Annotated in this window: 13 protein-coding genes; 7 read left to right on the top strand and 6 right to left on the bottom strand. The window is 53.9% G+C overall.

Annotated elements, in window-relative coordinates; genetic code table 11:
- Positions 1–120 precede the first annotated feature (120 nt).
- The 6 genes from ACLTXB_RS05430 to ACLTXB_RS05405 all read left to right on the top strand — a co-directional run bounded on the left by ACLTXB_RS05430 (position 121) and on the right by ACLTXB_RS05405 (position 7646).
- Complete coding sequence (locus ACLTXB_RS05430) at positions 121–1413, top strand: substrate-binding domain-containing protein (RefSeq protein WP_428226296.1); 1293 nt, start codon at positions 121–123, stop codon at positions 1411–1413.
- A 201-nt stretch (positions 1414–1614) separates the two neighbouring features.
- Positions 1615–3123, top strand: a complete 1509-nt coding sequence (locus ACLTXB_RS05425; RefSeq protein WP_428226295.1) for a sugar ABC transporter ATP-binding protein — start codon at positions 1615–1617, stop codon at positions 3121–3123.
- A gap of 15 nt (positions 3124–3138) precedes the next feature.
- Positions 3139–4791: an ABC transporter permease subunit gene (locus ACLTXB_RS05420; RefSeq protein ID WP_110440889.1), complete on the top strand. Its 1653-nt coding sequence runs from the start codon at positions 3139–3141 to the stop codon at positions 4789–4791.
- Positions 4792–4959: 168 nt separating this feature from the next.
- Positions 4960–5751 carry an EFR1 family ferrodoxin gene (locus ACLTXB_RS05415; protein ID WP_428226294.1) on the top strand — a complete coding sequence of 264 codons (792 nt, stop codon included), beginning with the start codon at positions 4960–4962 and terminating at the stop codon, positions 5749–5751.
- A gap of 187 nt (positions 5752–5938) precedes the next feature.
- Positions 5939–6178: a hypothetical protein gene (locus ACLTXB_RS05410; RefSeq protein WP_428226293.1), complete on the top strand. Its 240-nt coding sequence runs from the start codon at positions 5939–5941 to the stop codon at positions 6176–6178.
- Between the two features lie 76 nt (positions 6179–6254).
- The gene (locus ACLTXB_RS05405; RefSeq protein WP_428226292.1) at positions 6255–7646 is read left to right on the top strand and encodes an MATE family efflux transporter; all 1392 of its coding nucleotides are present in this window, start codon (positions 6255–6257) and stop codon (positions 7644–7646) included.
- On the opposite strand, the gene ACLTXB_RS05400 is transcribed toward ACLTXB_RS05405, so the two are convergent.
- The 5 genes from ACLTXB_RS05400 to ACLTXB_RS05380 form a co-directional block, all read right to left on the bottom strand.
- Positions 7635–8222 (bottom strand): 3'-5' exonuclease, encoded by a 588-nt coding sequence (locus tag ACLTXB_RS05400; RefSeq protein WP_428226291.1) that lies wholly within the window; start codon positions 8220–8222, stop codon positions 7635–7637. The genes ACLTXB_RS05405 and ACLTXB_RS05400 overlap by 12 nt on opposite strands.
- Positions 8219–8611 (bottom strand): (deoxy)nucleoside triphosphate pyrophosphohydrolase, encoded by a 393-nt coding sequence (locus ACLTXB_RS05395; RefSeq protein ID WP_428226290.1) that lies wholly within the window; start codon positions 8609–8611, stop codon positions 8219–8221. Before ACLTXB_RS05395 ends, ACLTXB_RS05400 begins: the two co-directional genes overlap by 4 nt.
- 42 nt (positions 8612–8653) lie before the next feature.
- Entirely contained in the window at positions 8654–8986 is a 333-nt protein-coding gene (locus ACLTXB_RS05390; protein WP_428226289.1) for a cytochrome C biogenesis protein, read from the bottom strand.
- A 122-nt stretch (positions 8987–9108) separates the two neighbouring features.
- Positions 9109–9756, bottom strand: coding sequence for a YczE/YyaS/YitT family protein (locus ACLTXB_RS05385; protein ID WP_428226288.1), 648 nt, complete (start codon positions 9754–9756; stop codon positions 9109–9111).
- Between the two features lie 186 nt (positions 9757–9942).
- Positions 9943–10386 (bottom strand): hypothetical protein, encoded by a 444-nt coding sequence (locus ACLTXB_RS05380; protein ID WP_428226324.1) that lies wholly within the window; start codon positions 10384–10386, stop codon positions 9943–9945.
- Between ACLTXB_RS05380 and ACLTXB_RS05375 the strand changes: the two genes are divergently transcribed.
- Entirely contained in the window at positions 10273–10818 is a 546-nt protein-coding gene (locus ACLTXB_RS05375) for a tocopherol cyclase family protein (RefSeq protein ID WP_428226322.1), read from the top strand. The two genes, ACLTXB_RS05380 and ACLTXB_RS05375, sit on opposite strands and share 114 nt — an antisense overlap.
- A 3-nt stretch (positions 10819–10821) precedes the next feature.
- Here ACLTXB_RS05375 and bioB read toward each other — a convergent pair whose 3' ends face one another.
- Positions 10822–11790: a biotin synthase BioB gene (bioB, locus tag ACLTXB_RS05370; RefSeq protein WP_428226287.1), complete on the bottom strand. Its 969-nt coding sequence runs from the start codon at positions 11788–11790 to the stop codon at positions 10822–10824.
- Positions 11791–11919 lie beyond the last annotated feature (129 nt).

The raw sequence follows: 11919 nt of genomic DNA, 5'->3' as shown, positions 1-11919 counted from the left end.
TACCCTTCTTTCGGTGAAATTTATACTTGTTTTTCCAGTTGTCTTTTAATAAAATTAAACATGTGAGATGGAGTCAACAGGAAAGACTCTATACAATTTACACAGAAAAGGAGAATCATTATGAAGAAAGCTCTTGCACTGACCCTGGCTGCTACTATGGTTCTTGGCCTGGCTGCCTGCGGCAGCAGCGGCGGCAGCTCCGCCTCTGGTTCCGGCTCCGGCAGCGGCGGCGACAGCACCACCGTAGCCAACAAGGACAAGCCCGTTGTCTGGTACAACCGCCAGCCCTCCAATAGCTCCACCGGCGAGCTGGACATGAACGCTCTGCAGTTCAACGACAAGACCTACTACGTGGGCTTCGACGCCAACCAGGGCGCTGAGCTCCAGGGCCAGATGATCAAGGAATACCTCGAGAAGGCCATCAAGGACGGCGTTGAGATCGACCGCAACGGCGACGGCGTGATCGGCTACGTGCTGGCCATCGGCGACATCGGCCACAACGACTCCATCGCCCGTACCCGCGGCGTGCGTAACGCTCTGGGCACTGCCGTTGAGAAGGACGGCGCCACCGACAGCTCCCCCGTCGGCACCAACGTGGACGGCACCGCTACTGCTGTTAAGGACGGCACCATCGAGGTCGACGGCAAGTCCTACACCGTGCGTGAGCTGGCCTCTCAGGAGATGAAGAACTCCGCCGGCGCCACTTGGGACGCCGCCACCGCCGGTAACGCCATCGGCACCTGGTCCGCTTCCTTCGGTGAGCAGATCGACATCATCGCTTCCAACAACGACGGCATGGGCATGTCCATGTTCAACGCTTGGTCCAAGGAGAACAAGGTTCCCACCTTCGGCTATGACGCCAACTCCGACGCCGTTGCCGCTATCGCGGAAGGTTACGGCGGCACCATCAGCCAGCACGCTGACGTTCAGGCTTACCTGACCCTGCGCGTCCTGCGTAACGCTCTGGACGGTGTGGACATCGACACCGGTATCGGCACCGAGGATGACGCCGGCAACGTGCTCAGCTCCGACGTGTACAAGTACGTGGCTGAGGAGCGCTCCTACTACGCTCTGAACGTGGCTGTCACCGCCGAGAACTACAAGGACTTCCTGGACTCCACCGTGACCTACGCTCCCGTTTCCAACCAGCTGGATGCTACCAAGCACGCCGAGAAGTCCGTGTGGCTGAACACCTACAACGCCGCCGATAACTTCCTGGGCTCCACCTATAAGCCCCTGCTGCAGAAGTATGACGACCTGCTGAACCTGAAGGTCGAGTACGTGGACGGCGACGGCCAGACCGAGTCCAACATCACCAACCGTCTGTCCAACCCCAGCGCTTATGACGCTTTCGCCATCAACATGGTGAAGACCGACAACGCTGCTTCCTACACCGCTCTGCTGAACCAGTAATTCAGCGGCATGGACGATTTGTCCATCTTTATTAAGAACATGTAACCATTAGCTATTAGGGAGAAGGAATTCTCCGTTCGGGAGAAAGCACTCTCCGTCCGGCGGGAACCCTTCTCCCTAATAGCGACTTTGAAACGAACCATTCGGCAGAATCAGATTTTTCGCTGAAACTGCTAATATGTTTAAACAGGAGTAACGAGAATGGCAGATGCGAAAGACGATATTGTCCTGTCAATACGAGGTATGAGCAAGTCTTTCGGTCGTAACCGGGTGCTCGACCACATCAATCTGGACATCAAACGGGGAACCGTAATGGGATTGATGGGTGAAAACGGCGCCGGTAAATCGACGATGATGAAATGCCTGTTCGGCACCTATCAGAAGGACGAGGGAAAAATTTACTTAAACGGCAAGGAAATCAGTTTTTCCGGCCCCAAGGACGCCTTGGAAAATGGAATCGCCATGGTTCACCAGGAGCTGAACCAGTGCCTGGAACGGAATGTCATCGACAACCTGTTCCTGGGCCGCTACCCCACTAATTCGCTGGGCGTAGTGGATGAGGGCAGAATGAAGAAGAAAGCTTCCGAGCTGTTCCGTAAGCTTGGCATGACGGTGAACCTCACCCAGCCCATGCGGAACATGTCCGTTTCTCAGCGGCAGATGTGTGAGATTGCCAAGGCAATCTCCTACAACTCCCAGGTCATCGTTTTGGACGAGCCCACCTCCTCCCTGACGGTTCAGGAGGTCGATAAGCTGTTTGAAATGATGCGGATGCTGAAGTCTCAGGGTATCTCCCTGATCTACATCTCCCACAAGATGGATGAGATCTTTGAAATCTGCGATGAGATCTCCGTTTTGCGGGACGGCAATCTGGTCATGACAAAGAACTCCAAGGACACCAACATGAACGAGCTGATCTCCGCCATGGTGGGCCGCTCCCTGGAGAGCCGCTTCCCTCCGGTGGACAACACGCCGGGCGATACGATTTTGTCCGTCCAGCACCTCTCCACCAAGTATGCCCCTCATTTGCAGGACGTGACCTTCGATGTAAAGGAAGGCGAAATTTTTGGCCTGTATGGCCTGGTAGGCGCCGGCCGTACCGAGCTGCTGGAGACCATCTTCGGCGTGCGTACCCGTGCAGCGGGCCGCGTTTACTTTAAAAACCGTCTGATGAACTTCAGCAACGCAAAGGAGGCCATTGAACACGGGTTCGCTATGATCACCGAGGAACGTAAGGCCAACGGTCTGTTCCTTAAGTGCGACCTCACCTTCAATACCACCATTGCAAACCTGAATCAATACAAGGCCGGTCTGGCCCTGTCCAATCCCAAGATGGTCAAAGCCACCAACAAGGAGATCAAGATCATGCACACCAAGTGTATGGGACCGGACGATATGATCTCCAGCCTCTCCGGCGGCAACCAGCAGAAGGTCATCTTTGGTAAGTGGCTGGAGCGGGAACCCCAGGTCTTTATGATGGATGAGCCCACCCGCGGTATTGACGTAGGTGCCAAGTATGAGATCTATGACTTGATCATCAAAATGGCTAAACAGGGCAAGACCATCATCGTAGTCTCCTCGGAGATGCCCGAGATCCTGGGTATCACCAACCGCATCGGCGTTATGTCCAACGGACATCTCTCCGGCATTGTAAACACCAAGGAGACCAATCAGGAAGAGCTTTTGCGGCTCAGTGCAAAATACCTATAACGGGAGATATTGCATATGGCAACAGAAAACAAGATTCTTACGGCGGAGCAGGAACTGAAGCTGCGCCAGCCCATCGACGAATACGTCGGCGGCATCCAAGCGAAAATTGATGCTCTGCGGGTGGACGGCACCGACAGAGTCATTGACATCCAGAGCACCCTGGATAACCTGAAGCGGGACCGCATCTATACCGCTCAGGAGAAGGAAGCCCGCGCTGCTCAGCTGAAGAAAGAGCTGGAAGCAGCCAAGGCGGTAGAGAACCAGAACAAGGCCGAGATCTCCAAGCTGATCGCTGACGCGGAGAGCTACCTGAAGGCCCATTACGACGCAGAGTACTACCAGCCCCTGCTGGCCAGCTGCCGCAATGAAAAAGTCGCCGCTCAGGAGAAGTACCAGGCCGCTGTGGCTGAGCTCAACAAGGAGCATCAGGCTACCCTGTCCAAGCTCACTGACCAGCACGAAATCAAGGACGAGAAGTACGTTCACAAAAACCGTCTCTTCGACGCCAAGATGACCCTGGCCAAGGACCTCCAGCAGGTCAAGGATCGGCAGCACGCTGCGTTCGATTACAAGTATCACCTGATCGACATGCTCCGCATGTCCAAGTTCACCTTCGGCGAGACCATGGCCCAGAAGTGGGAGAACTATAAGTACACTTTCAATAAGCGGGACTTCTTCCTGAAAAACGGCCTGTATCTTGCCATCATTGTCATCTTCATCGCCCTTTGTATCATCACCCCCATCGTCAAGAACACTCAGCTGCTGACGATGAACAACGTGCTGAACATCCTTCAGCAGGCCTCTCCCAGAATGTTCCTGGCTCTCGGCGTGGCCGGCCTGATCCTGCTGGCCGGCACCGACCTGTCCATCGGCCGTATGGTTGGTATGGGCATGACGGCCGCCACCATCATCATGCACCAGGGCATCAACACCGGCTCTGTATTTGGTCATATCTTTGACTTTACCGGCCTGCCTGTGGTGGCCCGCATTCTTCTGGCTCTGGTGGTTTGTATCGTGCTGTGCACCATCTTTACCACCATCGCCGGCTTCTTCACCGCAAAGTTCAAGATGCACCCCTTCATCTCCACCATGGCCAACATGCTGGTCATCTTCGGTCTGGTCACCTACTCTACCAAGGGTGTCTCCTTCGGTGCCATTGATCCCAGCATCCCCAGCATGATCATCCCCCGCATCGGCAAGTTCCCCACCATCATTCTGTGGGCCGTGGCTGCCATCATCATTGTGTGGTTCATCTGGAACAAGACCACCTTTGGTAAGAACCTGTACGCCGTAGGCGGCAACCCTGAGGCCGCTTCCGTATCCGGTATCTCCGTGTTCCTGGTCACCGTGGGTGCCTTCGTAATGGCTGGTATCCTGTATGGCTTCGGCTCTTGGCTGGAGTGTATCCGCATGGTGGGTTCTGGCTCCGCCGCTTACGGCCAGGGCTGGGAAATGGACGCCATCGCCGCCTGCGTGGTCGGTGGTATCTCCTTCACCGGCGGTATCGGTAAGATCTCCGGCGTGGTCGTGGGCGTGTTCATCTTCACCGCTCTGACCTACTCCCTGACTATTCTGGGTATCGACACCAACCTGCAGTTCGTTTTCTCCGGCATCATCATTCTGGTCGCCGTGACCCTGGACTGCTTGAAGTACGTGCAGAAGAAGTAATTCTTCCCTGCCAAGTAAATCAGGACGGCCTGAGACCACGTCTCAGGCCGTCCTTTTTCCGTCCTTTTGATAGAAAGAAGTCCCTCTCCCTGTTTTCTATTCCCAGCCGCCGGAAAATCTGTTATACTGTGGACAAATCGCAGACAACAGTTTTGAGGTGAATATACTATGATCGTCTATTTCAGCGGCACTGGTAACAGCCGCTACTGCGCCAAAATGCTGGCAGATAAGCTGGAAGATGAGCTGCTGGACACCTTTCACTTTATCCGGGATGGTATTGCACTGGAGCTGACCTCCACAAAACCCTGGATTTTTGTCGCCCCCACTTACAGCTGGCGTCTCCCGAGAGTTTTTGAGGCCATCCTTCGCTCCGGTTATTTTTCCGGCAGCCGGGACGCCTACTTTGTCATGACCTGTGCTGGAGACAATGGAAGTGCGGCGCCATACAACCGGGCGCTCTGCCAGCAGATCGGTCTGCGCTACCGGGGAACCCTCTCCGTGGTCATGCCGGAAAACTATACTGCCATGTTCTCCATCCCCGATCCGGAGCTGTCCAAGAAGTTGATAGACGCCTCTCGGTTCGCCCTGGGCAAGGCCATCCTCTCTATCCGGGACGGCGAGGACTTTCCTCCTCGGAAGGCAGGTGTACTGGATCATCTGAAGTCCGGAATTGTCAACACGCTGTTTTATCGCTTTTTTGTCAAATCTTCTCCGTTTTCTGTATCAGATGCCTGTACCTCCTGCGGCAAATGTGAACGCAGCTGCCCCCTTGGTTCTATCTCTATGGCAAACGGGCGTCCGGCGTGGGGCAAGGAGTGTACGCACTGCATGGCCTGTATCAATGGCTGCCCCGTCCAAGCCATCGAATATGGCCGAGCCAGCCAGGGAAAACGACGCTACCAGTGCCCGGAATACCGCCGCGGCCGTTTCCGTACAGAAGCCGAGAAGAACCCCCAATAAATCTTTGCCCCCTGATTTGACAAGGTGGTCCCGACTGATCTGCTGCTTTTTTGATTTTTTGTTCAAAACCACCTTTGAATTTCTATCAAACCTTCGATATAATACAGTTACAACGTGTAGCTAGATCGGCGTAAATCCGGTTGATTGCTGCACGTTTTCTTTTTATTCTGAGACAGGAGGCCTGTTTATGAAACGAATCAGAGCAGCATGTATCTGTCAAACGCTTCATTTCTTTCAAAAAGATCATGTCGAGCATGAATATGCTGCACAGGCAGTACAAAATGAAGTGATGAATTACAAAAAACAGCTGGAGAGAAATCATGTCCAGTATCAGATCTTCTCTGAAGTTTTACAGCCGGATGGCTCTATTCTCCTTCGCATCATCAAACAATACAACAACGCTCCAGTAGGGGACTATCTGAAATAACATGATAATTCAAAGCGTGTAGCCTATGGCATAAATCCAGCTTGGCTACACGCTTTTTTATTTGGAGGGATTTAAAATGGGTCAGAAATCAAATTCTTTTTTGGAAACGGAACCAGTCGGAAAACTTATGAGGAAATATGCTATCCCCTGTATTATTTCCTTGCTGGTGGCTGCATTGTATAACATCGTCGATCAGATTTTTATTGCTAACGCTTCCTATCTGGGCTCCTACGGCAATGCAGCCAACACCGTGGTCTTTCCTTTGACTGTGGTAGCATTGGCTGTGGCTGTGCTGATTGGTGACGGCTGCTGTGCCTTTGTAAGTATCTGCCTGGGTGCAAATGAAAAAGAAAACGCTCACCGCAGCATTGGCAATGCCGTTGTTCTCTGCCTGGCGGCCAGCATATTGCTTACCGCTATCTATCGGCTCTTCCAAGAGCCTATCCTGACCATGTTTGGCGGTCGGGTTAATGACGAAACCTTCCGTCATTCCAAAGAATACTTCTTTTATATCACCTTGGGAGTTCCCTTTTACATGTTCGGGCAGGCAATGAACCCTATCATCCGCTCCGATGGCAGTCCTAAATTTGCCATGGCCTCTACCTTGGCCGGTGCTGTGGTCAATATTATTTTGGATCCTGTCTTTATCTTCGGATGCAAATGGGGGATGATGGGGGCCGCGGTAGCCACTGTGCTGGGTCAGATTCTCACCGCAGTTCTCGCTGTCTGGTATCTATGCCACATGCGGGCGGTATCCTTGTCCAAAGACAGTTTCCGCATGCGTCAGGCATTGATTGGAAAATTCATTCCCTTAGGTCTGTGCAGCCTGCTTTCTCAAATCTCTCTGGTGGCCGCTATGGCCGCCATTAACAATATGATTCGGCAATACGGCGCTCTGGACCCCATCTTCGGGCAACCCGAGTATGCCCAAATTCCCATGGCTGTAGTAGGCATCGTAATGAAGTTTTTCCAGATCGTTATCTCCATCGCCGTAGGGATGGCTGCAGGCTGTATCCCCATCGTTAGCTTTAACATCGGTGCCGGGCGAAAGGATCGGGCCAAGAGCTTGTTTACCCACCTTCTGCTCGCAGAGGCGGCAGTGGGTGCGGTAGCACTGGTTATTGTAGAGTGCTTTCCAGTCCAGCTTATTTCCATCTTCGGCGCAGCCAATGAAAGCTCTTACTATACGTCTTTTGCCATCAAGTCCTTCCGCATCTACCTGTGCATGATGGTCCTGGCCTGCGTCAACAAAGGCACCTTCATCTACCTTCAGTCTCTGGGAAAGGCACTGGCTTCCACGGTACTGTCCACAGTACGTGAAGTGGTCTTTGGCGTCGGTTTTGCATTACTTCTGCCTGTCTTTTTTGGTTTGGACGGCGAATTGTACTCCATGCCGGTCTCCGATCTTCTCACTTTTCTGATTGCCGTGCTGATGATCCGTTTCACTTACAAATCATTAGCGTCGTGATCCCCAGCCCCGTCTGGCCGGCTGCATAGTACGAATCGCAATAAGGTCATACGTACGTATAAATGGGGTTAAGTCTGCCCCGGAATGCAGATGGTGCAGGAGGATCTCCCCACAGGCCAGACTGTCGCTGCCCGCCCGGTGGTGGTCCAGTTCCAGACCCAGAAAATCACACAGGGTATTCAGTTTGTGATTGGGCAGCTGAGGCAGCAGACGACGGCTCATCTGGCAGGTACAGGCATAGGGGACGTTGGGCCGCCAACGGATCCCATAATCCCGCAGGCATTTCGCCAGCACCGACATGTCGAAGGGGGCGTTGTGGGCTATCAGCAATCCACTGTCAAAAATAGGCTCCAGCTCTTGCCAAAGCTGAGGAAAGGCGGGCTTATCTGCTACCATCTCCGGTGTGATTCCGGTGAGCGCCACATTAAAAGAGGCGAACCGGGTCTCAGGATTGACCAGGTAGTCGTGCTGCTCCACCACTGCTCCCCTCTCTACCACGGTAACACCAATGGCACTAATACGGTCATTGGCAGAGTTGGGCGTCTCCACATCAAAGGCAATGTACCGTCCGGTCATGAGCGTCCTCCCTCCTGCCGGAGCTTTTGCAGGATCACTTCATCCGCCGGGCAGAACTCATATTTAGGAATCTCATCCACCGTAATGTAGCGGATATCGTTGTGCTCCAGCTTCTGGGGCACCCCTTGGACAATGGAGGCGTGAAACAGCGTAAGGTGAACTGTAATGTCGGGATATGTATGAGTGACCTCCAGAAAGATATCACCCACTGCCACTTCAACTGCCAATTCCTCCCGGCACTCCCGCACCAGGGCCTGTTCCTTGCTCTCTCCGGGCTCCACCTTGCCCCCCACAAACTCCCACAGCATTCCCCGGGCCTTGTGCGCAGGGCGCTGGCAAATCATAAACCGCTCTCCCTGCCAGATGAGGGCAGCCACTACTTCTGTCATATGCTCTCCTCTTTCCATGCCATGCCGCCTCCGGGCGGCTTTTTATATTCCCACCTGATACAGGCGAATCACATTGATTACCGGCTCCTCATAGAGGTGCACAGCCTTCACCGCTCTCAGTGTCTCATCCAATTTCTCCCGGCGGCAGGTGACCTCCACCTTCAGCTCCGGCTCTGTGCTCAGCGCCCCTACCTGACCCAGGTAGGGCTCACTCCCGGTCAAGGGCCGCCAGCAACTGGTAACCGGGCTGTAAGATAGACAGCTGTCGTAGCTGCCGATATGTCCCGCGTCTGCCTCTCGCAGTGCCTGTTGAAGAACGGGTAAATGGCTCTCTGGAATAAAAATCTCCAATTTGCAGCAGGAAAATTCGGTCATACCCTTGCTCCTTTCCCTCTGTCATGATTCATAAATAATTTTTCTTATTGTACCATACTCCATAACCCATGAAAAGGCGGTCCAGATGCAGAGAACTTGGTCTCTGTGTCTGGACCGCTTTTTTACAGATATCGCTTGGCAAAGGCGGTCATAGGCCGGTTGACCTGTTTAGCTACCAGTCCTACGCAGATGGCCGCCGCCACGGTGCCTTCCCGCACTCCTTCCAGCTGTCCCAGGAAGACGAGAGACAGTGTACTGGCAATAAGCACCAGCGTCACATCAAATCCCACTTTGGTGTTGGCAAATTTCAAAGGGAACGCCTTACATAAGGCCAGAACCATTCCTTCGCCCGCCAGTGTCACTACGTTGGCGGTGACCTCAAAGCTGACTCCCACACCCACCAGAAGAATGCCGACCACACAGAGCACCCATTGCATGGGGTAGGATGTGGCGGACACTCCCTGCAGCGCCCAGACACTAAAATCGGTCAGTACCCCAAAGATCAGAGCCACCGGCAGCTGCATGAGCTGAATAGGGTCATATCGGCGGCGAAGAAGTAAAATCTGCAGGCAAATAAGCACCACATGCATGGCAATGGTGGCCGTTCCCACTGTTAGAGGCGTCAACAGGCTGAGCACATAGGGCAGGCTGGAAATCGGCGAGGTACCCAATCCCGCCTTAATGGAAAAGGCCACACCAAAGGCCATAATGGTTAGCCCCACACACAGGAGCACATACCGCTTAACCTGCCCCAAAACATCTGTTTTCATTCCAATGCTTCCTTCCCTGCGGCTCTGCTTCGGTTTTTCTACCTCTTTCTTGAGCTTTGATAACGAGATTTATTATAGTCCTCCCCATATTTCTGTCAAGGCGGCAGGGACAGGACGAAGAATATCCCATCGATATCCGGAAACAATAAACAGGAGCGCTCTCCTCACGTCGGAAGGAAAGCGCTCCTATTTCACTTGGGAGGTCAACCTATGGGGAACAGTTTTCGCGGCTGGTACTTCAAGTGCCAGTCTCCCACCCAAACCCTGGCCTTGATTCCAGCCATTCATACCTGTCGGGGCCGGCGGACCAGTTCCATCCAGATCGTCACGGAACACGAACACTGGAACATCCCCCTCCCCGGAGAGGGATGCCTTGTCCGTTGGGATCGTCCCCAGGCCAAACTGGGACAAAACTATTTTTCTCCTCAGGGTGTGGAGCTTCATCTTCATTCCCAGCACTGCCATGTGGAGGGGAAGCTCCGCTTCGGGCAGCCTGCCTCGCTTCCCGGCGATATTATGGGCCCCTTCCGCTTTGTTCCCTTTTTGGAGTGCCGTCACCGGGTCTTCAGCATGCGGCATCCGGTCACAGGCCAACTCTGTGTCAATGGAAAGACCTATCACTTCGATCACGATCTGGGGTATATCGAGGGGGACCAAGGCCGCTCTTTTCCTCGCCGCTACCTCTGGATCCAGTGTCTATTTCCGGAAGGTTCCCTAATACTCTCAGCCGCAGATATCCCTCTGGGCCCGATTTCCTTCCCCGGTGTGATCGCCGTGCTGTCTATTTTTAGTAAGGTTATAATCCTTGCCACATATTGCGGCGCTCGGATTTTATCTGTTAAAAGTGGAAAAATTTCTGTAAAGCAAAATGACTTGCTGCTAACTGCGGAACTTCTGTCTGATCAAGGCCGCCCTCTGCACGCTCCCCAAGGAGGTGAAATGTGCAGAACCATCCGTGAAAACGTATCCTGCCGTGCCCGGTACCACCTGTTTCAGGATGGACAGCTTCTTTGGGCGGGAGAAAGCTGCCAAGCTTCCTTTGAATATGAGTATCCCTGCTGAAGGTTACTCCAAACGGACCGTGTACCCCAGCCCCTTCAGCATCTCCTGATCCCGCTGCACCGTAATGCCCGCGGTGGTCAGCATATCGCCCGAGATAGCCGCATTGGCTCCGGAACGGAAGCAGCGCCCTCCCTTATCCTCCAGCAGGCCTCGGCCTCCTGCCAGACGAATGTTGCCGTCGGGAATGAGGAAACGGAAGATAGCTACCACCCGGCGCAGCTCATCCTCGGTCAGGATCGGATTATGCTCATAGGGTGTACCGGGAATGGGGTTGAGCAGATTGACTGGCACGGACTTTACTCCCAACTCCCGGGCGGTGAGGACCATGTCGATCCGGTCCTCCATCGTCTCCCCCAGTCCCAGGATGCCGCCGGAACAGACGGCCAGTCCCGCCCGCTGAGCAGCTTTCAGCGTCTCGATCTTCTCGTTATAAGTATGGGTGGTACACACCTGGGGGAAGTAACGCCGGGAGGACTCCAAATTACAGTGGACCCGGGAGGCCCCCGCCTCCTTCAGCTTTCGAAAGGCCTCCTCCCCCAGCAGGCCGAAGGAAACACATACTTCAATACCCACCTGCTCCCGGATCGCCCGGATGCTCTCACAGGCTTGATCCACCTCCTGGTCGGACAGCTTACGCCCGGAGGTGACAATGGAGTAGCGCAATACGCCCTTGCGCTTATTTTCCGCGGCCCCCTTCACCAGCTCCTCTGTGGAGAGAAGCGGATAGCTCTCCTCCAGGCTGGTGTGGTAGTGGGCGCTCTGGGCACAGTATTTACAGTCCTCGGAGCATTTGCCGCACTTGCCGTTAACGATGGTACACAGGTCAAAGCGGTCACCGCAGAAGTGCTCCCGCAACTCATCGGCCGCTTGGCTTAACGCCTCCAAGGGAACACTGACCAGCTCCAGCGCCTCTTCCCGGGTCACTTTACCTCCGGCCAGCACTTTCTGTTTCAGTTCCTCCACAAAATTCATGGCTCTGCCCCTCCTGTTTGTAAACATTTTATTTTCTTGGTTTACATTTAAGTTTAATTCTTCGGCAGCAGATTGTCAACCTCTATTCTATTTTGGTTTTCATTTGTGCTTTGCCGCAGCATTTCTCCT

The sequence above is a fragment of the Flintibacter sp. genome, assembly GCF_046973065.1.
Note: the sequence above shows the minus strand (reverse complement) of the source record. Positions and strands in the feature narration are given on the sequence as shown.

What these genes read in the sequence shown, in the direction of transcription:
- ACLTXB_RS05430 (WP_428226296.1), top strand. Translation starts at nt 121, where the DNA reads ATGAAGAAAGCTCTTGCACTGACCCTGGCTGCTACTATGGTTCTTGGC.
- ACLTXB_RS05425 (WP_428226295.1), top strand. Translation starts at nt 1,615, where the DNA reads ATGGCAGATGCGAAAGACGATATTGTCCTGTCAATACGAGGTATGAGC.
- ACLTXB_RS05420 (WP_110440889.1), top strand. Translation starts at nt 3,139, where the DNA reads ATGGCAACAGAAAACAAGATTCTTACGGCGGAGCAGGAACTGAAGCTG.
- ACLTXB_RS05415 (WP_428226294.1), top strand. Translation starts at nt 4,960, where the DNA reads ATGATCGTCTATTTCAGCGGCACTGGTAACAGCCGCTACTGCGCCAAA.
- ACLTXB_RS05410 (WP_428226293.1), top strand. Translation starts at nt 5,939, where the DNA reads ATGAAACGAATCAGAGCAGCATGTATCTGTCAAACGCTTCATTTCTTT.
- ACLTXB_RS05405 (WP_428226292.1), top strand. Translation starts at nt 6,255, where the DNA reads ATGGGTCAGAAATCAAATTCTTTTTTGGAAACGGAACCAGTCGGAAAA.
- ACLTXB_RS05400 (WP_428226291.1), bottom strand. Translation starts at nt 8,222, where the DNA reads ATGACCGGACGGTACATTGCCTTTGATGTGGAGACGCCCAACTCTGCC.
- ACLTXB_RS05395 (WP_428226290.1), bottom strand. Translation starts at nt 8,611, where the DNA reads ATGACAGAAGTAGTGGCTGCCCTCATCTGGCAGGGAGAGCGGTTTATG.
- ACLTXB_RS05390 (WP_428226289.1), bottom strand. Translation starts at nt 8,986, where the DNA reads ATGACCGAATTTTCCTGCTGCAAATTGGAGATTTTTATTCCAGAGAGC.
- ACLTXB_RS05385 (WP_428226288.1), bottom strand. Translation starts at nt 9,756, where the DNA reads ATGAAAACAGATGTTTTGGGGCAGGTTAAGCGGTATGTGCTCCTGTGT.
- ACLTXB_RS05375 (WP_428226322.1), top strand. Translation starts at nt 10,273, where the DNA reads ATGGGCCCCTTCCGCTTTGTTCCCTTTTTGGAGTGCCGTCACCGGGTC.
- bioB (WP_428226287.1), bottom strand. Translation starts at nt 11,790, where the DNA reads ATGAATTTTGTGGAGGAACTGAAACAGAAAGTGCTGGCCGGAGGTAAA.